This window comes from Rummeliibacillus sp. GQ308 (assembly GCF_059759115.1).
Genome location: NZ_JCAXDQ010000004.1, coordinates 15,467 through 39,783 on the forward strand (window position 1 = coordinate 15,467; position 24,317 = coordinate 39,783).

A 24,317-nucleotide genomic window follows, 5' to 3' on the forward strand; every position below is an offset into this window, starting at 1 on the left:
GCCTTGTTATAGATTTCATATCTGTTTGAGGTTACTGATTTAACTTCTTCTGAGCAAGCTCTATATGTAACAAAGTTTCTTCTACTTTCTGAGAACGTCCTTTGATCGGGCCTACTACACCTGCTTATTGTTACCATCATCCTCCCAGAAGCAGACTGGACAAATACCATATTCCCCTCGCTGTACTAATGTCTCATAATTACAGCAAGAACAAGGTAGAAATCTTTCTGCGTAACCTTCAACCACAATATGACTCCCCACTATTCCTGATATGAGTTTAGATATATACTCGTTAGCCATTACATAGAAACTGCCTTCTGCTCCTACAAGTATAATTCATTATATCGGAAGTCCATCACATAGTTTGTTAATACTGCAAAAAAGTTTCAACAATAAAAAAGACCCCCAGCCAAATGACTGAGAGTCTTGAAACGCCAAAATTAACGTTTTGAGAATTGAGGTGCGCGACGAGCGCCTTTAAGACCGTATTTTTTACGTTCTTTCATACGTGGGTCACGAGTTAGTAAACCTGCTGATTTAAGTGCTGGACGGAAATCAGGGTCAACTGTTAGCAACGCACGAGCAATACCGTGGCGGATTGCGCCAGCTTGGCCAGTGAAACCACCGCCGTTTACGTTTACGTGAATATCGTAGCTACCTAGTGTTTCAGTTGCTACTAATGGTTGTTTAATTACTTCGCGTAGTGATGCGAATGGGACGTAGTTTTCAACGTCACGGTTGTTAATAACGATTTTGCCTTCGCCTGGTACTAAACGTACGCGGGCAATTGAGCTTTTACGACGGCCTGTGCCGATATATTGAACTTGTGCCAAGGTTGTATCCTCCTCTAATTATTATCCGCGAAGCTCGTAAGCTTCTGGTTTTTGTGCAGCGTGTGGGTGTTCAGAACCTGTGTATACGTGCAATTTGCCGAACATTTGACGACCTAAAGTGTTTTTAGGAAGCATGCCTTTAATTGCTAACTCAAGCATTTGAGTTGGGTATTTTTCTTTCATTTCACCAGCAGTACGTTGTTTCAAACCACCAGCAAATTGAGTGTGACGGTAGTAAATTTTGTCTCTTAATTTGTTACCAGTTAATTCGATTTTGTCTGCATTGATGATGATCACGTGATCACCTGTATCAACGTTTGGTGTATAGATTGCTTTATGTTTACCACGTAAAATAGCAGCTACTTCAGAAGCTAAACGACCAAGAGTTTGGCCTTCAGCGTCTACTACTAACCATTTACGTTCTACTTCGTGACCTTTAGCCATGAATGTTGTACGCATTTTAGTATCCTCCTACAATTCAAATGATTGTTCTATTGTCTGTTCCAATTGTTTTCTTTATCCTCAAAAGCTAAGATTCGGGGCTTATCTTGTGGGGTAATGAAAATACCATATGTCATCTTAACCCAAATAGAATTATAAGTCAAGCATTTCAAGAAAAACACCTGGTCATGTTGCTTTCGCTTTAATAGCTCACTTTTTCAAGGTACAAACCTTGTGCTGGCGCAGTTTTGCCGGCATTCCCTCTATTCATTGAAGCGATGATCTCAGGCAATTGTTCTGGATTTCTTTTTCCGGTCCCAACTTCCCATAAAGTACCTGCTATAATTCGTACCATATTGTACAAAAATCCATTCCCTTCAATCACCATGTGCAACTCATCCTGATGCCATTCAAATTCTAATAGAGTGACTGTACGCACTTTATCTTTTACACTCGTATTCGCTGCACAAAAGCAAGAAAAGTCATAGGTGCCAATAATGTGCTGAGCTGCTTCTATCATCTTTTTAATATCAGGCCTTACTCCATTAGTAGGCGTGACGTAAAATCGCCTAAAAGGGCTTTGTATGGCTTCACAGGACCATATGTAGCGATATCTCTTACTCACTACCTTATAGCGTGCATGAAAATCCTCAGGTACTTCTTCCATCTCTTTTATACGAACATCTGTCGGCAATTGGACATTTAGTGCTTTTCTATAACTATCAAGTGGAATATCCAATGATGTATCGAAGTGGATTACTTGCCCTGTCGCATGTACCTTGGCATCTGTTCTGCCGCTTGCCGTAACATTTACTTTGGTTCCTTTATGCATCTTTGTTAAGACTTTTTCTAGCTCTTCTTGTACTGTGCGCTGATTGGGCTGCACTTGATAACCAGAAAAGTTTGTACCGTCATAGGCAATGGTCGCTTTCAACCTTTTTTCCATCTGTCCATTCTCCTATATCTTTAACTGTATTTTCTCAAATAAATCAACACAGCACCCATTACAACAATTGATAGCACGGCAATTGTATCTCTAACGTGCCATTTCAATTGGCGGTAACGCGTTCTTCCCTCTCCGCCGCGATAACCGCGTACTTCCATAGCCGTAGCAAGGTCCTCAGCACGTTTAAAGGCACTGACGAACAATGGCACCAATAATGGGACAACAGCCTTTATACGCTCTTTAATTGGTCCTGATGTAAGGTCTGAACCTCTTGCTGTTTGTGCTTTCATAATCTTATCTGTCTCGTCCATTAAAGTAGGGATGAAGCGTAGAGAAATGGACATCATCAATGCCAATTCATGAATCGGCAACTTTAATTTTTTCAATGGGTTTAATAACACTTCCATACCATCCGTAATGGATATAGGTGAAGTCGTCAGTGTTAAAACCGTCGTAACAAAAACAAGTACTAAAAAACGGACGGAAATGAAGATCCCTTGGCGGAGGCCTTCTTCATAAATCGTAATAAACTTCCAATGATAAAGTATATCCCCTTCTTTGGTGAAGAAAATATGCAAGAAGAAAGTGAACGCCATTAAAATCAAAATGGGCTTTAAACCATTGATCAAAAAATAAAGCTTAATTCTAGACAAAAGAATAATTAGTATTGTAAAGATGAGCAACGCAGCATACGTAGCTATGTTATTCGCGATAAAAACAATAAAGATAAAGGCAAATACAAATATAAGCTTTGCTCGTGGATCCAACCTATGGACAAAAGAGTCACCCGGGATGAAACGGCCAAATATAAGCTTATCCATCATGATTGATTCCGCCTTTCTTGAAGCCATTCAGAAATCATTGATGCAAACTCTTCCTCTGTAAGGCATAATTTTGGAAATGAGAAGCCTGCCTTTTGTTCTAGCTGCTTCTGAAAGTGAATAATCTGCGGAACTTCGAGACGGTAATTTGACAGTGTTTCGATATCGCTAAAGATTTCTCTTGGCGTCCCTGTTAAAACGCATCGCCCTTCATGCATAATAGCAATTTGGTCCGCATAGCGAGCGGCATCTTCCATACTGTGTGTTACAAGAATGGTGGTCAAATTGCGTTTTTGGTGTAGTTGATAAAATAAGTCCATAATTTCTTTACGCCCTCTAGGGTCAAGCCCTGCCGTCGGTTCGTCCAAGACAATGACATCAGGCTCCATTGCTAAGACGCCAGCAATTGCCACACGGCGCATTTGTCCGCCAGATAAATCAAATGGCGACTTTTCTAGCACTGCTTCTGGCAAACCAACCAACTTGACCAAGTCACGAGCCTTTTCCATAGCTTCTTTTTCAGGAACACCAAAATTCATCGGCCCAAAGATAATATCCTTTAGCACCGTCTCCTCAAATAATTGATGTTCTGGAAACTGAAAAACAATCCCTACCTTTTGGCGAATCGGTCGCAAATCTTTTTCTTTTTTGCCTGCCGTAATTACTTTATCACCAATCTGTATAGAACCCTCTGTAGGCTTTAATAAAGCATTGAGATGTTGAAGGATTGTTGATTTACCAGAACCAGTATGTCCAATAATCGCTTGATAGCTACCAGAAGCTATGGCTAAATCCACATCAAATAAAGCCCTTTTTTCAAACGGTGTGCCAGGGGCATAGGCAAAACTTAATTTTTGAAGTTTGATATCCATAAATCATTCACCAACTCTTCTTCTGTCATAGGTTCGCCGCTAAGGTTAACACCGTTTATTTGCAAAAGCTTACCCAGCTTTAAAGCAAAAGGCAAATCAAGACCCAATTCCACTAATTGATCACCCATTGCAAAAATCTCAGACGGCGTTCCTTCTGCAAATTTCTTTCCGCCATTCATAAATAATAAGCGGTCTGCCATCATGGCTTCTTCTAAATCGTGCGTAATAGACAAAACTGTTAACCCTGTTTTCTCGCGTAGTTCTCGTACAATAGATAGCACCTCTTGTCTTCCTTGAGGGTCAAGCATAGACGTAGCTTCATCCAAAATAAGCATTCTTGGTTGCAACGCAAGAGCGCCCGCAATAGCTACACGCTGTTTTTGACCTCCAGATAGGTGACTTGGTTCATGATTCAAAAAGCCATCCATATTCACCTGCTTTAAAGCTTCTCTAACACGCTTCACCATTTCTTCATGTGGCACACCATTATTCTCTAATGCAAACGCAACATCATCTTGAACTGTTGCACCGACAAATTGGTTATCTGGATTTTGAAATACCATTCCAATTTGAGAGCGGCTATTCCACAAGTTATCCTCGTTTAGTGGTTCTCCAATTACTTCTACCGTTCCATTTTGAGGAAAAATTAATCCATTAATAAGACGGGCAATCGTAGACTTACCTGATCCATTGTGCCCTACAATGGCAATCCACTCGCCCTCTTGAACACTAAATGAGACATCTTCAATCGCATTCTTAATTGAACTGTCTTCAGGGGCATATGTAAACGTAACGTTGTTCAATGTTAGTATTTCTCGCATGTGCTTATACTCCTCTCGCTAAACTGTTCTTGGCTCTGCTCAACTCATTCTTAACTTACATTGTTTTATGTATGAATGCTAGTCAAACATTTTAAAGTGTAAAAAAATACGACTTTGTCCATTAAGGCAAAAGTCGATTCAGATATCCAGCTATTATAAATAAAAAAGCGCGCACCCCATTCAGAGAAATGCGCTTTGAGATCTCACGTAAAAAGGTTGCTCAGGCCTTTAACGGGAACGGGGTACGTAGAGCTAAACGAGACAGCATAAGGTGCTGCTCATCATAACACTCAGCTTTTAAATTTGTCGTATAAATCTTCTATTTGGAAAAAAGAGGGTGTAAGTCAGTTCAAAATATGATGAACAATTACACCCTCAATTAATCGTTATACTTAAACTAATTCAATTACAACGACTGGTGCACCATCACCGCGGCGTGGTCCAACTTTCATAATACGAGTATAACCGCCTTGACGGTCAGCGTAGCGAGGTGCTACATCATCAAACAATTTTTGAAGTGCAAAAACTGTTGATTCATTACCTTCAGCATCTGTTGAAGTAGCTACTTCACGACGGATAAATGCAGCAGCTTGACGGCGTGCGTGCAAATCACCGCGTTTACCTAAAGTAATCATTTTTTCAACTACTGATCGTAATTCTTTCGCACGAGTTTCTGTAGTTTCAATGCGTTCATTGATGATTAAGTCAGTTGCTAAATCACGCAGCATCGCTTTACGTTGAGAACTTGTACGTCCAAGTTTTCTGTAACCCATGGATATTTCCCTCCTTTATACACTTACTGATCTAAGTTATTTTATATACGCTTAGTCTTCTTCTCGTAATCCTAAACCAAGCTCTTCTAACTTGTATTTAACTTCTTCTAATGATTTACGTCCTAAGTTACGAACTTTCATCATATCGTCTTCAGACTTGTTAGCAAGTTCTAAGACAGTATTAATGCCAGCACGTTTTAGGCAGTTGTAAGAACGGACAGAAAGATCAAGTTCTTCAATCGTCATCTCTAAAACTTTTTCTTTTTGGTCTTCTTCTTTTTCAACCATGATTTCAGCAGTTTTTGCTTCATCCGTTAAACCAACGAAGATGTTTAAATGCTCGGTTAAAATCTTAGCTCCGAGCGAAATCGCCTCTTTTGGACCGATGCTGCCATCTGTCCACACATCAAGTGAAAGTTTGTCGTAATCAGATGATTGTCCAACACGAGTATTTTCAACTGTATAGTTGACGCGTGAAACTGGAGTGTAAATAGAGTCGATCGGGATCACGCCGATAGGAAGATCCTCACGTTTGTTTTGATCAGCTGAAGTATATCCACGTCCGCGTTGCGCATACATACGCATACGAAGATGGCCGTTAGTAGCAACCGTTGCAATGTATAGATCTGGGTTCAATACTTCTACATCACTGTCATGAGTAATATCAGCAGCAGTTACTGCTCCGTTACCTTTAAAATCAATTTCGATAACTTTTTCTTCATCGGAATAGATTTTCAAAGCTAGCTTTTTAATGTTCAAAATAATTGATGCAACATCTTCTACAACACCCTCAATAGTAGAGAATTCGTGAAGTACGCCGTCAATTTGGATTGAAGTTACAGCAGCTCCTGGTAAAGAAGACAGAAGGATACGACGTAGTGAATTACCCAAAGTAGTTCCATACCCACGTTCAAGTGGTTCTACAACAAATTTGCCGTATTTTAAATCATTGCTGATCTCAACGGTTTCAATCTTTGGTTTTTCAATTTCGATCATTCAATTTACCCTCCTTCAAAACATCGAATATATGGTATTATTTCCATCATAAAATCGAATGCTAACCAATCAAAATGATTATATTCTAATTGCGTATAAAAAGTGTACTCAATACGTTAGTGAGTTGCAACTATTATACACGACGACGTTTTGGTGGGCGGCAACCATTATGAGGAACTGGAGTTACGTCTTTAATTGCAGTCACATCTAAGCCAGCAGCTTGTAGTGCACGGATAGCAGCTTCACGACCAGCACCAGGACCTTTAACAGTTACTTCTAAAGTTTTTAAACCATGTTCGATAGACGTTTTAGCAGCAGTTTCAGCAGCCATTTGTGCAGCGAATGGTGTAGATTTACGTGAACCTCTAAATCCTAGTGCACCAGCTGAAGACCAAGAAACAGCATTACCTTGCATGTCAGTGATGGTTACAATTGTATTATTAAATGTAGAACGGATGTGTGCGATACCGGATTCGATATTCTTTTTCACACGACGTTTACGAGTTTGTTGTTTACGTGCCATGTTAAGAAGAAACCTCCTTTACCTATTATTTTTTCTTGTTAGCTACAGTTTTACGTGGACCTTTACGAGTACGAGCATTGTTTTTAGTATGTTGTCCTCGAACAGGCAAGCCACGACGATGACGGATACCTCGGTAAGAACCGATTTCCATTAATCGTTTAATGTTAAGAGAAGTTTCGCGACGTAAGTCACCTTCTACTTTGTATTTATCAATTTGTTCACGGATTTTGTTTAATTCGTCTTCAGTTAAATCGCGAACACGAGCATCTTCTGAAACACCAGCATCTGCAAGAACTTTCTTAGCAGTAGTGTTTCCGATACCAAAAATGTATGTTAATGAAATTACAACGCGTTTTTCGCGTGGAATATCAACACCAGCAATACGTGCCATGTATGATGTACACCTCCTTGGAATTATCCTTGTTTTTGTTTATGCTTAGGATTTTCGCAAATTACCATTACTTTACCGCGTCGGCGAATAACTTTACATTTTTCGCAGATCGGTTTCACAGATGGTCTCACTTTCATCTAACCTAACCTCCTTAGTGGTCCGGAGTGCAAAAGATTATTTAAAACGGTATGTGATACGACCGCGAGTTAAGTCATACGGAGATAGTTCAATTGTTACTTTATCTCCAGGCAGGATTCGAATAAAGTGCATACGAATTTTACCCGATACATGGGCAAGCACTGTATGACCATTTTCTAATTCTACCTTAAACATCGCGTTTGGCAAAGTTTCAACAACTGTGCCTTCGATTTCAATTACATCGTCTTTCGCCATCGACCCTGTCTCCCTTCTATATATATATGCAATTCAGATCTATGATCAAATTCTGCAGAATTTGTTGCAACAGTAGCCTGCTTGCTCAACATATGTTTAGACTATATGAGAGATGTTCGAAAGACGCTCATCAGGCTTCGCTTCTCGAACCAAGACTATGTGCCACAGGATGGCCCTGATACCCACACGTTCCCCGGCTACTTTAGATGAGATCCTGCATACCCGTTTACACAGATACTTTTCCACGAAACCCATTATACCACCCTAAATAAAGAATCCCAACTTATCTATTCTATTATTCATTGGCGTATAGACCGGGTACAATATGCTTTTGCAGCTCTCGAAAATATCATTCCGTCATGCTACCGCATACTCCCGCGGTTGCAGATATCTGCGCCCTCTGGCGGGTATTAGTTGCGGTTACCTTTTAAAAGAGCATCAACCTCAGCAAATACATCATTGATATCTTGCTGACCATTAATGTTAGTTAAAATATGTTTTTCTCGGTAAAAGTCAAGCAACGGTTGAGATTGCTTAATATTCACTTCAAGGCGGTTGTTAACCGTTTCCGGATTATCATCTGCCCGTTGGTAAAGCTCTCCACCGTCTTTATCACATATTCCCGCCTCTTTTGGAGGGTTGAAAATAAGATGATAAGAGGATCCACATACTTTACAGATACGGCGGCCAGTCAATCGTTTGACTAAATCATCTTGTTCAACTTCGATGTTAATCACGTGTTCAACCTTTTTGCCTAGGTCAGCTAAAATTTGATCTAAAGCTTCAGCTTGTGCTGTTGTACGCGGGAATCCATCAAGTAGAAATCCTTTGTCACAATCAGCTTCGCTTAGGCGTTCTCGAACAATGCCAATTGTCACTTCATCAGGAACTAATGCTCCTTGATCCATGAATGACTTTGCTTGCAACCCTAATTCTGTACCGTTTTGAATAGCGGCACGGAACATATCACCTGTAGAAATATGAGGGATACCGTATTTCTCAACAATTTTATCTGCTTGCGTACCTTTTCCGGCACCTGGCAAACCCATTAAAACAATATTCATACGGAGTCACCTCCATTATTAGTATGAAGGTTTTTAGGAACGTGGCCGTTCCAAAAAACCAACCTTATTTCATAAAACCTTTGTAGTGGCGTTTAACAAGTTGTGATTCTAATTGTTTCATCGTTTCAAGAGCAACACTTACTATAATTAGTAAACTAGTGCCACCAATTTGAGCAGATGAAGGTAGATTCGCAATATTGATAAACAAGATTGGTAGAACAGAAATCACTGATAAGAAAATCGCACCTACAAATGTTAAACGGTATAAAACAGCTGTTAGATAATCCTGTGTGCTTTTTCCTGGGCGAATGCCAGGGATATAGGCACCTTGTTTCTTAAGATTATCAGCAACCTTTTCAGGATTTACTTGAACAAACGCATAGAAATATGTGAAAGCGACAATTAGCGCTACATATATGATCATCCCAATAGGTTGAGAGTAATCAAACGTTTTTTCAATAAATCTTGTAACACTTGTATCTCCAAAGAAAGTAGCAATGGTTCTAGGCGTTACAAGGAATGCAACTGCAAAGATAATTGGAATAACTCCGGCAGAGTTAACTTTCAATGGTAAGTGTGATTGTTGAGCTCCACGTTGCGCCCCAGTACCTTTAGCATATTGAATAGGGATTTTACGATTCGCTTGTTGAACGTAAGTAACCCCGACAACAATTGCCAATGCAGCAAGAGCAATCAACACCAGCGTAATAATGTTGATGAACAATTGATCACCAGCATTTTCAAACTGTTGAGCATAAATTTGGTTCACTGTATTTGGTAATGCAGCAACGATCCCAGCGAAGATGATAATGGAAATACCATTTCCCACACCTTTTTCTGTAATCTGTTCGCCTAGCCATAATAAGAATGCAGTTCCAGCAGTTAACACGATTGCAATTGTAATGTAAGTCATTACTCCTTCTTCTCTAATCAATGAACCGCCGTACATACGGTTAAAACCGTAAGACATAGCGATTGATTGAATGAAAGCAAGGACAATTGCGAAATATCGTGTGAATTGAGAAATCTTCTTGCGTCCCACTTCACCTTGTTTTGACCACTCGGTAAACTTTTTCACTACATCCATTTGCAACAGTTGAACAATAATTGATGCTGTAATGTAAGGCATTATCCCCATAGCGAATATAGAGAAGTTCTTAAGAGCTCCACCGCCAAAAGTATTTAGGAAACCGACTAGGTTATACTGGTCAGTTTGCTGTAATACTGCAGCGTCGACATTCGGAACAGGAATAAATGAACCTATGCGGAATACTATCAACATCAAAAGGGTGAAAATGATTTTATTTCTAATATCTCTGACGCGCATAAAGTTAGAGATTGTTCGAAACATTAGATCACCTCAATGTTTCCGCCGACATTTTCAATTGCTTGTTGTGCAGATGCAGAGAATTTATGAGCTTTTACAGTAAGCTTTTTGTTAAGAGTTCCATTACCTAGAACTTTAATGCCAGCTTTCTCTTTGCTCACAACGCCAGTTTCAACAAGTAAAGCTGGTGTAACTTCTGTGCCTTCTTCAAAACGGTTTAACGCATCAAGATTTACGATTGCGTATTCTTTGCGGTTAATGTTAGTGAAACCACGTTTTGGTAAACGACGGAAGATCGGGTTTTGACCACCTTCAAATCCAGGGCGTACACCGCCGCCTGAACGTGAATTTTGACCTTTTTGACCTCTACCAGAAGTTTTACCGTTACCAGTCGCGATACCACGACCAACACGATTGCGTTCTTTACGTGATCCAATAGATGGTTCTAACTCATGAAGTTTCATTAGATGGCACCTCCTTGTTATAGAATTTAAAATTATTTTTCAGTAACTGTTACTAAGTGAGCGACTTTAGTGATCGCACCACGGATAGCAACGTTATCGTTATGTTCAACAGTTTGGTTCATTTTACGTAAACCAAGTGCTTCAATTGTTTTGCGTTGTGCAGGTTTAGTACCGATTAAACTTTTAGTGAGGGTAATTTCTAGTTTATTTGACATGTCATTTCCCTCCCTTAACCTAATAATTCTTCTACTGATTTACCGCGAAGTTTTGCAACTTCTTCAGCTTGTTTTAATTCAGATAAACCTTTAATAGTCGCACGCACCATATTGATTGGTGTGTTTGAACCTAAAGATTTTGAAAGAATATCAGTAATACCAGCAAGTTCAAGTACGGCACGTACCGGACCACCAGCGATAACTCCTGTACCAGGAGCAGCAGGTTTAATCATGATGTTACCTGCACCGAATTTACCCATCACTAAGTGAGGAGTAGTACCACCAACACGTGGAACTTCGATTAGGTTTTTCTTCGCATCTTCAACAGCTTTGCGAATAGCATCAGGTACTTCTTGAGCTTTACCTGTACCAAAACCAACATGGCCATTACGATCTCCAACAACAACTAATGCAGTGAAGCGGAAACGACGTCCACCTTTTACAACTTTAGCAACGCGGTTAATCGTAACTACGCGTTCTTCAAGTTCTAGATTGTTTGCGTCAAAATTAAGACCCATGAAAAGTGTACCTCCTTCTTATTAAAATTCTAACCCGTTTTCGCGTGCAGCTTCAGCTAAAGCTTTAACACGTCCATGATATAAGTAACCGCCACGGTCAAATACAACAGCTTTGATATCTTTCGCAGCAGCACGTTTAGCGATTGTTTCACCAATTTTCGCAGCAGCTTCCACGTTGCTTGCAGTGCCTTCGAACTCTTTATCCATAGTTGAAGCTGAAGCAAGTGTTACGCCTTGAGTATCGTCAATGATTTGTGCGTAAATGTGTTTATTAGAACGGTACACGTTTAAACGAGGACGTTGTGTAGTACCGGTAATTTTTGAACGTACACGAGCATGACGTTTTTTACGAACTTGATTTTTATCTTGTTTCGTAATCACAAAGGGTCACTCCTTTCTAATGCTTAGGCAGCATTATTTACCTGTTTTACCTTCTTTACGACGAACATATTCGCCTTCATAACGAATCCCTTTACCTTTGTAAGGTTCTGGTGGGCGTACGTCACGGATGTTTGAAGCAAGAGCTCCAACTTTCTCTTTAGAAATACCTTTTACGATTACTTTCGTATTAGAAGGTACTTCAACTTCGATACCATCTTCTGGTGTGAATTCAACTGGATGTGAGTAACCTACGTTAAGTACAAGTTTTTTACCTTGTAGTTGCGCACGGTAACCGACACCAACTAATTCTAAAGTTTTAGAGAAACCTTCAGAAACACCTGTAACCATGTTTGCAAGCAAAGCACGAGTTGTACCGTGGTTTGTGCGGTGTTCTTTAGATTCAGAAGGACGAGTTAAAGTAATCACGTTGCCTTCTTGTTCGATTTTAATATCTTTGTTAAAAGCACGAACTAATTCGCCTTTTGGGCCTTTAACAGTTGCTACGTTATCAGCATCAACTGATACAGTAACACCTGCAGGCACCTCGATTGGCTTTTTACCTATACGAGACATTTAATGTTGCACCTCCATTCATTTGTTGCTAATTACCAAACGTATGCTAGAACTTCGCCGCCAACTTTTTTAGCGCGAGCTTCTTTGTCTGTTAACAAACCTTGTGAAGTTGATACTAAAGCGATACCTAGACCGTTCAACACTTTAGGCACTTCATCAGTTTTAGCGTAAACACGTAAACCTGGTTTTGAAATACGTTTTAGACCAGTGATAACGCGTTCGTTATTTTGGCCGTATTTCAAGAAGATACGGATAATACCTTGTTTATCATCTTCAACATATTCAACGTCACGAACAAAACCTTCACGCTTAAGGATTTCAGCGATTTCTTTTTTGATATTAGAAGCCGGAAGCTCTAATTTTTCGTGACGGACCATGTTAGCATTACGGATGCGTGTAAGCATATCTGCAATTGGATCTGTCATAGTCATTACAATTTACCTCCTTCCCAAATTAGGGGATTACCAGCTGGCTTTTTTAACGCCAGGAATTTGTCCCTTGTATGCAAGTTCACGGAAACAAATACGGCAAAGTTTGAATTTGCGGTATACAGAGTGTGGACGGCCACAGCGTTCACAGCGAGTGTATTCTTGAACTTTATACTTCGCACCACGTTGTTGTTTAACGATCATTGATTTTTTAGCCACGTTCTCGCCTCCCTATATTATTTTTGGAATGGCATACCGAATTGAGTTAACAACTCGCGAGCTTCTTCATCAGAGTTCGCAGTAGTAACAATCACGATATCCATACCGCGTACTTTTGATACTTTATCATAGTCAATTTCAGGGAAGATTAATTGTTCTTTCACACCAAGAGTATAGTTACCGCGACCATCGAATGCTTTTTTAGAAACACCGCGGAAGTCACGTACACGTGGTAAAGAAATTGAAATTAATTTATCCAAGAAGTCATACATACGTTCACCACGTAGTGTAACTTTCGCACCGATTGGCATACCTTCACGAAGACGGAAGCCGGCGATAGATTTTTTAGCTTTAGTCACAACTGGTTTTTGACCAGTGATTAAAGTTAATTCTTCAACAGCAGAGTCAAGTACTTTAGAGTTTTGAACAGCGTCACCAACACCCATGTTGATTACGATTTTTTCAACTTTCGGTACTTGCATTGTTGAAGTGTATTCGAATTTGCTCATTAGAGCTGGAGAAACTTCGTTAACAAATTTTTCTTTTAGGCGGTTCATGTTTGTACCTCCCTTCTCTGTTTAAACTTATTTATCGATTACTGCACCTGATTTTTTTGCTATACGAACTTTTTTGCCATCTTCAACTTTATAACCTACGCGAGTCGGCTCGCCAGATTTAGGATCGATTAGCATTACGTTCGAAACGTGAATTGCTGCCTCTTGGCTGACAATTCCACCTTGTGGATTAAGTTGGTTAGGTTTTACGTGTTTTTTAACGATGTTAACACCTTCAACTAACACGCGATCTTTTTTAGGGAAAGCAGCAAGAATAACACCTGATTTACCTTTATCTTTACCTGTAATAACCATTACTTTGTCGCCTTTTTTAACATGCATTCTGTCGCACCTCCTTGATTGGCACTTTCATGTAATTAAAGAACTTCCGGAGCTAATGAAACAATTTTCATGAAGCTATTGTCACGTAATTCACGTGCAACAGGTCCGAAAATACGTGTACCGCGTGGTGATTTATCATCACGAATGATTACACATGCGTTTTCATCGAATTTGATGTAAGTACCGTCTTTACGACGAACGCCGCTTTTCGTACGAACGATAACAGCTTTAACAACTTCACCCTTCTTGACAACGCCACCTGGTGTTGCTTTCTTCACCGTACAAACAATAACATCTCCGATGTTAGCAGTTTTACGACCAGAACCACCAAGTACTTTAATAGCTAATACTTCTTTTGCACCTGAGTTGTCGGCAACTTTCAAACGACTTTCTTGTTGGATCACTTAGGTTACCTCCCTTCGGACTTGTCTTATTCCGAAATTTATTAGATAATAACCGCTTTTTCTACAACTTCAACTAAACGGAAACGTTTAGTAGCTGATAGCGGACGAGTTTCCATAATGCGTACGATATCTCCAACTTTAGCTGTGTTGTTTTCATCATGCGCTTTGAACTTTTTAGAGTATTTTACACGTTTGCCATAAAGCGTGTGCTTTTTGTATGTTTCAACTAAAACAGTAATAGTTTTATCCATTTTATCCGAAACGACGCGGCCTGTGTAAACTTTGCGTTGGTTACGCTCAGTCATGCTTGCAAACCTCCTCATTATCAGTTATTTGCACTGATTTCTCTTTCACGAATCACAGTTTTCATACGCGCAATCGCTTTACGTACTTCACGAATGCGAGCTGTGTTTTCTAATTGACCAGTCGCCAATTGGAAGCGAAGGTTGAAAAGCTCTTCTTTCAGTGATTTTACTTTTACTTCGATCTCTGCAGTTGTAAGTTCACGGATTTCATTAGCTTTCATTAGATTCACCACCAATTTCTTCACGTTTAACAAACTTGCATTTAACAGGTAACTTATGACTTGCTAAACGAAGTGCTTCACGAGCGATTTCTTCAGAAACCCCACCGATTTCAAACATAATTCTGCCGGGTTTTACTACTGCTACCCAACCTTCAGGAGCACCTTTCCCTGAACCCATACGTACTTCAAGAGGCTTTTTAGTGTATGGTTTGTGAGGGAATATTTTAATCCAAACTTTACCGCCACGTTTTGTATAACGAGTCATAGCAATACGAGCAGCTTCAATTTGACGGTTTGTAATCCAGCTAGCTTCTAGTGATTGTAAACCATATTCACCGAAAACAACTTCTGTACCACCTTTTGCTTGACCGCGCATTTTGCCACGGTGTACACGACGGTATTTAACGCGTTTTGGCAATAACATATTATTTGCCTCCTTCCTCAGAGTTCTTCTTAACTGGAAGGACTTCACCACGGTAGATCCATACTTTAACACCTAGTTTACCATAAGTAGTGTCAGCTTCTGCATGAGCATAATCAATGTCAGCGCGAAGTGTATGAAGTGGAACAGTACCTTCACTATAATGTTCTGCACGAGCGATATCAGCGCCACCTAGACGACCAGATACTTGAGTTTTGATACCTTGAGCACCTGAACGGATTGTACGTTGAATTGCTTGTTTTTGTGCACGACGGAATGATACACGGTTTTCTAATTGACGAGCGATATTTTCAGCTACAAGTTTAGCATCAAGATCAGCGCGTTTGATTTCAACGATGTTGATGTGTACGCGTTTGCCAGTCATTTCGTTAAGGTGTTTACGAAGTGCTTCCACTTCAGTACCGCCCTTACCGATAACCATACCTGGTTTCGCAGTGCTAATTGTAATGTTGATTTTGTTAGCAGCACGTTCGATTTCAACTTTAGAAACCGATGCTTCTTTTAAAGTTTTTTCGATATATTTACGAACTTTGATGTCTTCGTGTAGTAATGTAGCATAGTCTTTTTCAGCGTACCATCTAGATTCCCAATCACGAATGACACCAACACGTAATCCTATTGGATGTACTTTTTGACCCACGTATTATCCCTCCTTCTTCTCAGATACCACGATTGTGATGTGGCTTGTACGTTTGTTAATTGCACTTGCACGACCTTGTGCACGTGGACGGAAACGTTTCAATGTAGGACCTTCATCTACAAATACTTTAGAGATCACTAAATTGTTAACGTCTAAGTCATAATTATGTTCAGCGTTTGCAACTGCAGATTTTAACACTTTTTCTACTACCGGAGATGCTGCTTTTGGAGTATGGCGTAAAATTGCAACGGCTTCGCCAACTTGCTTGCCTCGGATTAAATCAACTACTAAGCGGACTTTACGAGGAGCAATTCGAACTGTGCGAGCAATAGCTTTAGCTTCTTGCATCAGGATTTACCTCCCCTCAAATTAGCGTACTGAAGTTTTCTTATCATCTGCACCGTGTCCTTTATAAGTACGAGTTGGTGCGAATTCGCCTAGCTTATGACCTACCATATCTTCAGTCACGTATACTGGCACGTGTTTACGTCCATCATATACAGCGATTGTAGAACCGATGAAGTTCGGGAAGATTGTAGAACGGCGAGACCAAGTTTTAATAACTTGTTTTTTTTCTGAATCTTGTTGAGCTTCCACTTTTTTCATTAAGTGTTCATCAACAAAAGGTCCTTTTTTCAAGCTACGACCCATTTTGGAACCTCCCTCCGTGATTCCACCACGGCTCTATCATTGAACCGTAGTCTAATCACATTATTTTTTACGACGACGAATGATAAGTTTGTCGGAGTTGTTTTTCTTTTTACGAGTTTTGTAACCAAGTGCAGGTTTACCCCATGGAGTCATTGGAGACTTACGACCGATTGGAGATTTACCTTCACCACCACCGTGTGGGTGATCATTAGGGTTCATTACAGAACCACGTACAGTAGGACGTTTACCCATCCAACGAGTACGGCCTGCTTTACCAATGTTGATAAGCTCGTGTTGTTCATTGCCAACTTCACCGATTGTAGCACGGCAAGCAGCTAGGATCATACGAACTTCGCCAGATTGAAGACGAATGATTACGTATTTACCTTCTTTACCAAGGATTTGAGCAGATGTACCAGCAGAACGTACTAGTTGTCCACCTTTACCTGGTTTCATTTCGATGTTGTGAATTGTTGTACCCATTGGGATGTTTGATAATGGTAGGGCGTTACCTACTTTAATATCAACATCAGGACCAGATACAATTGTCATTCCAACTACTAGACCTTTAGGTGCTAGGATATAACGTTTTTCACCATCAGCATAGTTAATTAATGCGATGTTTGCAGATCGGTTTGGATCATACTCGATAGTAGCAACGCGTCCTGGAATGCCATCTTTTGTACGTTTGAAATCGATGACACGGTATTGACGTTTGTGGCCACCACCATTATGACGAACAGTGATTTTACCTTGGTTGTTACGACCAGCTTTGCGTTTAGTAGATTCTAACAATGATTTTTCTGGTTTGTTAGTTGTAATCTCAGCAAAGTCAGATGATGTCATGTTACGACGACCATTTGAGGTAGGCTTATACTTTTTAATCGCCATTTGTGTTCCCTCCTTCTTTAATGTTCATATTGAACGAATATTACATTTCGAATAATTCGATTTCGCCTTCAGACAATTTTACAATTGCTTTACGGCGTTTGTTAGTGTATCCACCGTGACGGCCAACACGTTTGAATTTACCTTTGTAATTCATAATGTTAACTTTTTCAACTTTAACGCCAAAGATTTCTTCTACAGCATCTTTGACTTCAGTTTTATTGGCACGAGTGTCAACTTCAAAAGTATATTTGTTTTCTGCCATTTGTTCTGAAGAACGCTCAGTAATGACAGGACGTTTTAAAACTTCACGTGCTTCCATTAACCAAGCACCTCCTCAACTTTTTTTACAGCAGCTTGAGTGAATACAACTTTATCGTGACCTACAAGATCAAGAACGTTGATTCCAGCTGCAGTTAGAACTGTTACACCTTGGATGTTACGAGCAGATAATGCTACGTTTTCATCTAAGTCAGCAGTTACAAATAATGCTTTAGAGTTAATTGAAAGATCAGCTAAAACTTTAGCGAAATCTTTTGTTTTTGGCGCATCTAATTTCAATGCTTCTAGTACCACAAAGTTAGTTTCAGCAACTTTAGAAGATAGTGCTGATTTAAGAGCTAAACGACGAACTTTTTTAGGAAGTTTGTAGCTGTAGCTGCGAGGTGTTGGACCGAATACAGTACCACCGCCACGCCATTGTGGAGAACGGATAGAACCTTGACGAGCACGTCCAGTTCCTTTTTGGCGCCATGGTTTACGACCACCACCAGAAACTTCAGAGCGATTTTTTACTTTATGTGTACCTTGACGTAATGAAGCGCGTTGAGCGATAATCGCGTCAAATAATACTGATTGATTAGGTTCAATTCCGAAGATCGCATCGTTTAATTCGATTTCGCCTACAGAAGAACCTGTTTGACTAAGTACGTTAACTTTTGTCATTCCTGTTTCCTCCTTTCTTCGGGAAATTAGTTAGCTTTAATAGCAGATTTAACTGTTACTAATGCTTTACGAGAACCAGGAACATTACCTTTGATAAGTAGCAAGTTGCGTTCTGCATCAACTTTAACAATTGTTAAGTTTTGAATTGTAACTGTGTTGCCACCCATTTGACCAGGTAATTTTTTTTGTTTAAATACGCGGTTCGGAGCTACAGGACCCATTGAACCAGGACGACGGTGGTAACGAGAACCGTGGGCCATTGGACCACGAGATTGTCCGTGGCGTTTGATTACACCTTGGAAACCTTTACCTTTAGTAACACCTGTTACATCTACTACATCGCCTTCTGCGAAAATTTCAACTTTGACTTCTTGACCAACCTCGTACTCAGCTAAGTTTACATCGCGGATTTCGCGAATGAAGCGCTTAGGAGTAGTGTTTGCTTTTGCTACGTGTCCTTTTTCAGGTTTGTTTGAAAGCTTTTCGCGTTTATCATCGAAACCGATTTGGATTGCTTCGTAGCCATCTGTATCAACTGATTTCTTTTGAAGAACTACGTTTGGAGCAGCTTCAACAACAGTTACAGGGATTAAATCACCATTCTCAGCAAAAACTTGCGTCATACCGATTTTTCTACCTAAGATTCCTTTGGTCATTAGTCACACCTCCTGAGATAATTTAATTTAATATATTTTTTACCATTAAAGTTTGATTTCAATATCAACGCCTGATGGTAAATCTAATTTCATTAACGCATCCACAGTTTGTGGAGTTGGGTTAACGATATCGATTAGACGTTTATGAGTGCGCATTTCAAATTGCTCACGAGAATCTTTATACTTGTGAACAGCACGAAGAATTGTGTAAATGGATTTTTCAGTTGGAAGAGGTATCGGACCTGATACACTTGCACCTGAGCGTTTCGCAGTTTCAACAATTTTCTCAGCAGATTGATCAAGAATTCTGTGATCATATGCTTTCAAACGGATTCGAATCTTTTGTTTTGCCATTATTTTCCCTCCTTTTCGCCTATTTCCTAGACATTCTCCACGGAAATTTCCCACACACGCGCCATGGCAATGCGGCCGGGTGTGTCGGCAACCTCCCGCTTCATCGCAGTCAAAGACCAACATTAAATATTATACATAGATTTTCGCGAATAAGCAAGTGATTTCACGAATTTCTTTATATATTGTTTTAGAAAGTCTTCATATCTACTAAATCTTGTTTTGCACGTATTCCAGTATATTAAATTTCTCTTTGTTTGGCAATCGTTTTGTCCATAAGAATTCTTGCCAAATCATTGAAATACAAAAAAAGCTACCCCGTGTGCACTCGGGATAGCTTAATAAATAAATTGTTTTCAAGAAACAATTATTTTTCGATAGATGAAACAACGCCTGAACCAACTGTACGGCCACCTTCGCGGATTGAGAAACGAGTACCGTCTTCGATAGCGATTGGGTGAATTAGTTCGATGTTCATTTTTGTGTTATCGCCAGGCATAACCATTTCAGTACCTTCTGGTAAAGTGATAACACCAGTTACGTCAGTTGTACGGAAATAGAATTGTGGGCGGTAGTTAGAGAAGAATGGAGTATGACGTCCACCTTCTTCTTTTGATAAAACGTAAACTTCAGCTGAGAATTTAGTGTGTGGAGTGATTGTGCCTGGTTTAGCCAATACTTGTCCACGTTGGATTTCTTCACGAGCAACACCACGTAGTAATGCACCGATGTTATCGCCAGCTTCAGCGTAGTCTAATAATTTACGGAACATTTCAACGCCAGTTACAGTTGTTTGTTTAGTTTCTTCTGCGATACCTACGATATCAACAACGTCACCAACTTTTACTTGACCGCGTTCTACACGACCAGTAGCAACTGTACCACGACCTGTGATAGAGAATACATCTTCGACAGGCATCATGAATGGTTTGTCAGTTTGACGTTCTGGAGTTGGGATGTATTCATCAACAGCGTTCATTAATTCAACAACGCGTTCTTCCCAATCTGCTTCGCCTTCAAGAGCTTTAAGAGCAGAACCTTTGATTACAGGAACATCATCGCCAGGGAAGTCATATTCAGATAATAGATCACGAACTTCCATTTCTACTAATTCAAGTAATTCTTCGTCGTCTACCATATCGCATTTGTTTAAGAATACTACGATGTAAGGTACGCCTACGTTACGAGATAATAGGATGTGTTCACGAGTTTGTGGCATTGGACCATCAGCAGCAGATACTACAAGGATAGCGCCATCCATTTGAGCAGCACCAGTGATCATGTTTTTAACATAGTCAGCGTGTCCTGGGCAGTCAACGTGAGCATAGTGACGTTTTTCTGTTTCGTATTCGATGTGAGAAGTATTGATTGTGATACCGCGTTCTTTTTCTTCTGGAGCGTTATCGATTTGATCGTATGATTTAGCTTCTCCACCCATTTTTTTAGAAAGAACTGTAGCGATAGCAGCAGTTAAAGTTGTTTTACCATGGTCAACGTGTCCGATTGTACCAATGTTAGCATGCGTTTTAGAACGGTCGAATTTTTCTTTAGCCATTTTAAAATTGCCTCCTCAAGGTTATAAGTTTAGTTTATAGTTACGTATCTTCGGAGGCAGGGCCCTTGCTTCCTGAAGATGACATAGCTTACATGTTATTTATACTTTATATAAAGGTAAAATTCAATCAAAAATTACTTTGAAATTATGCACCTTTGTTTTGTTTGATAATTTCATCGCTAATTGATTTAGGAACTTCTTCATAATGGTCAAATACCATTGAGAATGTACCACGTCCTTGTGTAGCAGAACGTAGAGTTGTTGCGTAACCAAACATTTCAGCAAGTGGAACCATAGCGCGAACAACTTGAGCGTTACCGCGAGCTTCCATACCTTCAACGCGGCCACGGCGAGAAGTGATGTTACCCATGATATCACCTAGGTATTCTTCAGGCATTACAACTTCCACTTTCATAACTGGTTCTAAAAGAACTGGGTTACATTTTGAAACTGCATTTTTAAGTGCCATTGAAGCAGCTACTTTAAATGCCATTTCATTTGAATCGACATCGTGGTAAGAACCATCAAATAGTTTTGCTTTGATATCGATCAATGGGAATCCAGCAAGGACACCATTTTCTAGAGAGTCGCGAAGACCTGCTTCAACTGCTGGAATGTATTCACGAGGAACTACACCACCAACGATTGCGTTTTCGAATTCGAAACCTTTACCTTCTTCGTTTGGTTGGAATTCGATCCATACGTGACCGAATTGTCCACGACCACCTGATTGACGTACAAATTTACCTTCAACTTGTGCGCCAGAACGGAATGTTTCACGGTAAGATACTTGTGGTGCACCAACGTTTGCTTCCACATGGAATTCACGTTTCATACGGTCCACAAGAATGTCTAAGTGAAGTTCACCCATACCAGAGATGATTGTTTGACCAGTTTCTGTGTCAGTGTGAGCACGGAAAGTTGGATCTTCTTCTTGTAGTTTTTGTAAAGCTTGTCCCATTTTATCTTGGTCAGCTTTAGATTTTGGTTCTACAGAAAGTGAGATAACTGGTTCTGGGAATTCCATTGACTCTAAAATCACTAGTGATTTTTCGTCACATAGAGTATCACCAGTAGTAGTTGCTTTAAGACCTACAGCAGCTGCAATGTCTCCAGCGTATACTTTTGAGATTTCCTCACGAGAGTTAGCGTGCATTTGTAGGATACGACCTACGCGTTCACGTTTACCTTTTGTAGAGTTTTGTACGTATGATCCAGATTCTAAGATACCAGAATATACGCGGAAGAAAGTTAATTTACCAACATAAGGGTCAGTCATTACTTTGAATGCTAATGCAGAGAATGGTTCTTCGTCAGATGAATGACGAACAATTTCTTCATCTCCATCGACTGATGTACCTTTAATTGCAGCAACGTCTGTTGGAGCAGGAAGGTAGTCGATTACAGCATCAAGCATTAATTGAACACCTTTGTTTTTGAATGCTGTACCACATGTTACTGGGTAGAACTCAACATTTAATGTAGCTTTACGGATAGCAGCTTTTAATTCTTCATTAGTGATTTCTTCACCAGCGAAGTATTTTTCCATTAAATCTTCATCAAGTTCAGCAACAGCTTCAATTAATTTTTCGCGGTATTCTTCAGCTTGAGCTTTGTGCTCTTCTGGAATTTCGCGAACTTCAGCGTTAGAACCGTCATCGCCTTCTTTGTAGAAAGTAGCTTTCATTTCAATTAGGTCGATGATAGCATTGAACTCATCTTCTGCACCGATTGGAAGCTGAATTGGATGAGCATTTGCTTGTAAACGTTCATGCAAAGTGTTTACTGAGTACAAGAAGTCAGCACCGATTTTATCCATTTTGTTGATAAATACGATACGTGGTACTCCGTAAGTTGTTGCTTGACGCCATACTGTTTCAGTTTGTGGTTCTACACCTGATTGAGCATCAAGTACAGTTACTGCACCGTCAAGTACACGTAAAGAACGTTCAACTTCTACAGTGAAGTCTACGTGTCCCGGAGTATCGATGATGTTTACGCGGTTGCCTTTCCATTGAGCTGTTGTAGCAGCAGAAGTGATAGTGATACCACGTTCTTGCTCTTGCTCCATCCAGTCCATTTGAGAAGCACCTTCATGAGTTTCACCGATTTTGTGAATCTTACCAGTGTAATAAAGGATACGCTCAGTTGTTGTTGTTTTACCAGCATCAATGTGAGCCATGATTCCGATATTACGAGTATTCTCAAGGGAGAACTCTCTAGTCATGCTGTCTTTCTCCTTCCATAATGGATTAAGGTTAGTTTGTGATTACCAACGATAGTGAGCGAATGCTTTGTTCGCTTCTGCCATTTTGTGCATATCTTCACGTTTTTTAACTGACGCACCAGTGTTGTTAGAAGCATCTAGAATTTCATTTGCTAAACGCTCTTCCATTGTTTTTTCGCCACGAAGACGAGAGTAGTTCACTAGGTAACGAAGACCTAAAGTTGTACGACGTTCTGGACGAACTTCAACTGGTACTTGATAGTTAGCACCACCGACACGGCGAGCACGAACTTCAAGAACTGGCATTACATTATTTAGAGCAGCATCAAATACTTCTAGTGGATCTTGACCAGAGCGTTCTTTTACTAATTCGAAAGCTCCGTATAAGATTTTTTGAGAAGTACCTCTTTTACCATCTACCATCATTTTATTGATTAAACGAGTTACTAGTTTTGAGTTATAAATTGGATCTGGTAACACGTCACGTTTGGAAACAGGACCTTTACGAGGCATTTGTTTTCCTCCTTTCATTAAAAAGCATAATTAGATTATTTTTTTTCTTTTGGTTTTTTAGCACCATATAGAGAACGAGATTGCATACGGCCGTTTACTGCAGCAGTATCCAAAGCACCACGTACGATGTGGTAACGTACCCCTGGTAAGTCTTTTACACGGCCGCCGCGGATTAGAACAACACTGTGTTCTTGCAAGTTGTGGCCTTCACCAGGAATGTAAGCATTAACTTCGATTTGGTTAGTTAAGCGAACACGAGCATATTTACGTAAAGCTGAGTTCGGTTTTTTCGGAGTCATTGTACCAACACGTGTACAAACACCGCGTTTTTGTGGTGAGTTTACATCAGTCAATGATTTTACAAAGCTGTTATAACCTTTGTTTAGAGCTGGTGATTTAGATTTTTTACTTTTGGATTGACGAGGCTTACGTACTAATTGGTTAATTGTAGGCATCGATTTTTCCTCCCTTCATACTGTTTCTTAATCCACACATCCAGGTGGTTCATTTTAAGGTAAAAAACAAAGCTTTTGCGTGATCATCGCAAAAACCAATATTCAGTGGTCGCACTATTGTTGCTCTATTATATTGCGTAGGCTCTACCAAGTCTTCTTTTCGAGTCTA

At 40.0% G+C, this 24,317-nt stretch carries 40 protein-coding genes; all 40 read right to left on the minus strand.

Translation table 11 applies throughout. The features are described from left to right. Positions 1-114: 114 nt before the first annotated feature. Positions 115-300 (minus strand): CPCC family cysteine-rich protein, encoded by a 186-nt coding sequence (locus tag AC6CHJ_RS13500; RefSeq protein WP_498288996.1) that lies wholly within the window; start codon positions 298-300, stop codon positions 115-117. 140 nt (positions 301-440) lie between these two features. Then, positions 441-833: a 30S ribosomal protein S9 gene (rpsI, locus tag AC6CHJ_RS13505; RefSeq protein ID WP_066790857.1), complete on the minus strand. Its 393-nt coding sequence runs from the start codon at positions 831-833 to the stop codon at positions 441-443. A 21-nt stretch (positions 834-854) separates the two neighbouring features. Next, complete coding sequence (gene rplM, locus AC6CHJ_RS13510; RefSeq protein WP_066790859.1) at positions 855-1,292, minus strand: 50S ribosomal protein L13; 438 nt, start codon at positions 1,290-1,292, stop codon at positions 855-857. Between the two features lie 184 nt (positions 1,293-1,476). Continuing rightward, positions 1,477-2,220 carry a tRNA pseudouridine(38-40) synthase TruA gene (truA, locus tag AC6CHJ_RS13515; protein ID WP_147197392.1) on the minus strand — a complete coding sequence of 248 codons (744 nt, stop codon included), beginning with the start codon at positions 2,218-2,220 and terminating at the stop codon, positions 1,477-1,479. A 20-nt stretch (positions 2,221-2,240) separates the two neighbouring features. Then, positions 2,241-3,044: an energy-coupling factor transporter transmembrane component T family protein gene (locus AC6CHJ_RS13520; protein WP_498288997.1), complete on the minus strand. Its 804-nt coding sequence runs from the start codon at positions 3,042-3,044 to the stop codon at positions 2,241-2,243. Continuing rightward, positions 3,041-3,913: an energy-coupling factor ABC transporter ATP-binding protein gene (locus AC6CHJ_RS13525; RefSeq protein WP_498288999.1), complete on the minus strand. Its 873-nt coding sequence runs from the start codon at positions 3,911-3,913 to the stop codon at positions 3,041-3,043. Before AC6CHJ_RS13525 ends, AC6CHJ_RS13520 begins: the two co-directional genes overlap by 4 nt. Further along, on the minus strand, positions 3,889-4,734 hold the full coding sequence (locus tag AC6CHJ_RS13530; RefSeq protein ID WP_498289001.1) for an energy-coupling factor ABC transporter ATP-binding protein: 846 nt from the start codon (positions 4,732-4,734) through the stop codon (positions 3,889-3,891). The genes AC6CHJ_RS13525 and AC6CHJ_RS13530 overlap by 25 nt, the downstream gene beginning before the upstream one ends. A 392-nt stretch (positions 4,735-5,126) precedes the next feature. Beyond that, the gene (gene rplQ, locus AC6CHJ_RS13535) at positions 5,127-5,507 is read right to left on the minus strand and encodes a 50S ribosomal protein L17 (protein ID WP_066790864.1); all 381 of its coding nucleotides are present in this window, start codon (positions 5,505-5,507) and stop codon (positions 5,127-5,129) included. Positions 5,508-5,558: 51 nt separating this feature from the next. Next, complete coding sequence (locus AC6CHJ_RS13540; RefSeq protein ID WP_066790865.1) at positions 5,559-6,503, minus strand: DNA-directed RNA polymerase subunit alpha; 945 nt, start codon at positions 6,501-6,503, stop codon at positions 5,559-5,561. Positions 6,504-6,636: 133 nt separating this feature from the next. Further along, on the minus strand, positions 6,637-7,026 hold the full coding sequence (gene rpsK / locus AC6CHJ_RS13545; protein WP_066790867.1) for a 30S ribosomal protein S11: 390 nt from the start codon (positions 7,024-7,026) through the stop codon (positions 6,637-6,639). A 25-nt stretch (positions 7,027-7,051) separates the two neighbouring features. Further along, positions 7,052-7,417: a 30S ribosomal protein S13 gene (gene rpsM / locus AC6CHJ_RS13550; RefSeq protein WP_066790872.1), complete on the minus strand. Its 366-nt coding sequence runs from the start codon at positions 7,415-7,417 to the stop codon at positions 7,052-7,054. Positions 7,418-7,440: 23 nt separating this feature from the next. Beyond that, complete coding sequence (gene rpmJ, locus AC6CHJ_RS13555; RefSeq protein WP_000868344.1) at positions 7,441-7,554, minus strand: 50S ribosomal protein L36; 114 nt, start codon at positions 7,552-7,554, stop codon at positions 7,441-7,443. 37 nt (positions 7,555-7,591) lie between these two features. Continuing rightward, positions 7,592-7,810: a translation initiation factor IF-1 gene (gene infA / locus AC6CHJ_RS13560; RefSeq protein WP_038179110.1), complete on the minus strand. Its 219-nt coding sequence runs from the start codon at positions 7,808-7,810 to the stop codon at positions 7,592-7,594. Positions 7,811-8,220: 410 nt separating this feature from the next. Continuing rightward, positions 8,221-8,874 (minus strand): adenylate kinase, encoded by a 654-nt coding sequence (locus AC6CHJ_RS13565; protein ID WP_147197398.1) that lies wholly within the window; start codon positions 8,872-8,874, stop codon positions 8,221-8,223. 64 nt (positions 8,875-8,938) lie between these two features. Beyond that, positions 8,939-10,225: a preprotein translocase subunit SecY gene (secY, locus tag AC6CHJ_RS13570; RefSeq protein WP_066790875.1), complete on the minus strand. Its 1,287-nt coding sequence runs from the start codon at positions 10,223-10,225 to the stop codon at positions 8,939-8,941. Continuing rightward, the gene (rplO, locus tag AC6CHJ_RS13575) at positions 10,225-10,665 is read right to left on the minus strand and encodes a 50S ribosomal protein L15 (protein WP_066790877.1); all 441 of its coding nucleotides are present in this window, start codon (positions 10,663-10,665) and stop codon (positions 10,225-10,227) included. Before rplO ends, secY begins: the two co-directional genes overlap by 1 nt. 32 nt (positions 10,666-10,697) lie before the next feature. Then, on the minus strand, positions 10,698-10,880 hold the full coding sequence (gene rpmD, locus AC6CHJ_RS13580) for a 50S ribosomal protein L30 (protein WP_066790880.1): 183 nt from the start codon (positions 10,878-10,880) through the stop codon (positions 10,698-10,700). A 14-nt stretch (positions 10,881-10,894) separates the two neighbouring features. After that, a complete protein-coding gene (gene rpsE, locus AC6CHJ_RS13585) occupies positions 10,895-11,398 on the minus strand; it encodes a 30S ribosomal protein S5 (protein ID WP_066790882.1) in 504 nt (167 codons plus the stop codon). Positions 11,399-11,419: 21 nt separating this feature from the next. Beyond that, positions 11,420-11,779 (minus strand): 50S ribosomal protein L18, encoded by a 360-nt coding sequence (gene rplR, locus AC6CHJ_RS13590; protein WP_147197400.1) that lies wholly within the window; start codon positions 11,777-11,779, stop codon positions 11,420-11,422. Positions 11,780-11,812: 33 nt separating this feature from the next. Continuing rightward, positions 11,813-12,352 carry a 50S ribosomal protein L6 gene (rplF, locus tag AC6CHJ_RS13595; RefSeq protein ID WP_249775049.1) on the minus strand — a complete coding sequence of 180 codons (540 nt, stop codon included), beginning with the start codon at positions 12,350-12,352 and terminating at the stop codon, positions 11,813-11,815. A gap of 32 nt (positions 12,353-12,384) precedes the next feature. Next, positions 12,385-12,783, minus strand: coding sequence for a 30S ribosomal protein S8 (gene rpsH / locus AC6CHJ_RS13600; RefSeq protein WP_066790894.1), 399 nt, complete (start codon positions 12,781-12,783; stop codon positions 12,385-12,387). A gap of 30 nt (positions 12,784-12,813) precedes the next feature. Further along, entirely contained in the window at positions 12,814-12,999 is a 186-nt protein-coding gene (locus tag AC6CHJ_RS13605; RefSeq protein ID WP_147197404.1) for a type Z 30S ribosomal protein S14, read from the minus strand. Positions 13,000-13,016: 17 nt separating this feature from the next. Further along, positions 13,017-13,556, minus strand: a complete 540-nt coding sequence (rplE, locus tag AC6CHJ_RS13610; RefSeq protein ID WP_147197405.1) for a 50S ribosomal protein L5 — start codon at positions 13,554-13,556, stop codon at positions 13,017-13,019. A gap of 27 nt (positions 13,557-13,583) precedes the next feature. Then, positions 13,584-13,895, minus strand: coding sequence for a 50S ribosomal protein L24 (rplX, locus tag AC6CHJ_RS13615; protein WP_147197407.1), 312 nt, complete (start codon positions 13,893-13,895; stop codon positions 13,584-13,586). Between the two features lie 35 nt (positions 13,896-13,930). Continuing rightward, positions 13,931-14,299: a 50S ribosomal protein L14 gene (rplN, locus tag AC6CHJ_RS13620; RefSeq protein ID WP_147197408.1), complete on the minus strand. Its 369-nt coding sequence runs from the start codon at positions 14,297-14,299 to the stop codon at positions 13,931-13,933. A gap of 41 nt (positions 14,300-14,340) precedes the next feature. Next, complete coding sequence (rpsQ, locus tag AC6CHJ_RS13625; RefSeq protein WP_066790906.1) at positions 14,341-14,604, minus strand: 30S ribosomal protein S17; 264 nt, start codon at positions 14,602-14,604, stop codon at positions 14,341-14,343. Between the two features lie 20 nt (positions 14,605-14,624). Next, positions 14,625-14,825: a 50S ribosomal protein L29 gene (rpmC, locus tag AC6CHJ_RS13630; RefSeq protein ID WP_066790908.1), complete on the minus strand. Its 201-nt coding sequence runs from the start codon at positions 14,823-14,825 to the stop codon at positions 14,625-14,627. Beyond that, positions 14,815-15,249: a 50S ribosomal protein L16 gene (gene rplP / locus AC6CHJ_RS13635; RefSeq protein WP_147197410.1), complete on the minus strand. Its 435-nt coding sequence runs from the start codon at positions 15,247-15,249 to the stop codon at positions 14,815-14,817. Before rplP ends, rpmC begins: the two co-directional genes overlap by 11 nt. Before the next feature lies 1 nt (position 15,250). After that, the gene (gene rpsC / locus AC6CHJ_RS13640; RefSeq protein ID WP_147197412.1) at positions 15,251-15,907 is read right to left on the minus strand and encodes a 30S ribosomal protein S3; all 657 of its coding nucleotides are present in this window, start codon (positions 15,905-15,907) and stop codon (positions 15,251-15,253) included. A gap of 3 nt (positions 15,908-15,910) precedes the next feature. Then, complete coding sequence (gene rplV / locus AC6CHJ_RS13645) at positions 15,911-16,255, minus strand: 50S ribosomal protein L22 (protein WP_066790918.1); 345 nt, start codon at positions 16,253-16,255, stop codon at positions 15,911-15,913. A 21-nt stretch (positions 16,256-16,276) separates the two neighbouring features. Next, the gene (rpsS, locus tag AC6CHJ_RS13650; RefSeq protein ID WP_066790923.1) at positions 16,277-16,558 is read right to left on the minus strand and encodes a 30S ribosomal protein S19; all 282 of its coding nucleotides are present in this window, start codon (positions 16,556-16,558) and stop codon (positions 16,277-16,279) included. Between the two features lie 60 nt (positions 16,559-16,618). Then, positions 16,619-17,449 carry a 50S ribosomal protein L2 gene (rplB, locus tag AC6CHJ_RS13655; RefSeq protein ID WP_147197414.1) on the minus strand — a complete coding sequence of 277 codons (831 nt, stop codon included), beginning with the start codon at positions 17,447-17,449 and terminating at the stop codon, positions 16,619-16,621. Between the two features lie 40 nt (positions 17,450-17,489). Next, positions 17,490-17,768, minus strand: a complete 279-nt coding sequence (gene rplW, locus AC6CHJ_RS13660; RefSeq protein WP_066790927.1) for a 50S ribosomal protein L23 — start codon at positions 17,766-17,768, stop codon at positions 17,490-17,492. Beyond that, positions 17,768-18,391: a 50S ribosomal protein L4 gene (rplD, locus tag AC6CHJ_RS13665; RefSeq protein WP_249775050.1), complete on the minus strand. Its 624-nt coding sequence runs from the start codon at positions 18,389-18,391 to the stop codon at positions 17,768-17,770. The genes rplW and rplD overlap by 1 nt, the downstream gene beginning before the upstream one ends. A 26-nt stretch (positions 18,392-18,417) precedes the next feature. Beyond that, the gene (rplC, locus tag AC6CHJ_RS13670; RefSeq protein WP_066790931.1) at positions 18,418-19,047 is read right to left on the minus strand and encodes a 50S ribosomal protein L3; all 630 of its coding nucleotides are present in this window, start codon (positions 19,045-19,047) and stop codon (positions 18,418-18,420) included. A gap of 45 nt (positions 19,048-19,092) precedes the next feature. Next, positions 19,093-19,401, minus strand: coding sequence for a 30S ribosomal protein S10 (rpsJ, locus tag AC6CHJ_RS13675; protein WP_066790933.1), 309 nt, complete (start codon positions 19,399-19,401; stop codon positions 19,093-19,095). 364 nt (positions 19,402-19,765) lie between these two features. Then, positions 19,766-20,953, minus strand: a complete 1,188-nt coding sequence (gene tuf, locus AC6CHJ_RS13680) for an elongation factor Tu (RefSeq protein WP_066790935.1) — start codon at positions 20,951-20,953, stop codon at positions 19,766-19,768. Between the two features lie 145 nt (positions 20,954-21,098). Next, positions 21,099-23,180 carry an elongation factor G gene (gene fusA / locus AC6CHJ_RS13685; RefSeq protein WP_147197418.1) on the minus strand — a complete coding sequence of 694 codons (2,082 nt, stop codon included), beginning with the start codon at positions 23,178-23,180 and terminating at the stop codon, positions 21,099-21,101. 42 nt (positions 23,181-23,222) lie between these two features. Beyond that, on the minus strand, positions 23,223-23,693 hold the full coding sequence (gene rpsG, locus AC6CHJ_RS13690) for a 30S ribosomal protein S7 (RefSeq protein ID WP_066790941.1): 471 nt from the start codon (positions 23,691-23,693) through the stop codon (positions 23,223-23,225). A gap of 35 nt (positions 23,694-23,728) precedes the next feature. Beyond that, positions 23,729-24,148 (minus strand): 30S ribosomal protein S12, encoded by a 420-nt coding sequence (gene rpsL / locus AC6CHJ_RS13695; RefSeq protein WP_066790943.1) that lies wholly within the window; start codon positions 24,146-24,148, stop codon positions 23,729-23,731. Positions 24,149-24,317 lie beyond the last annotated feature (169 nt).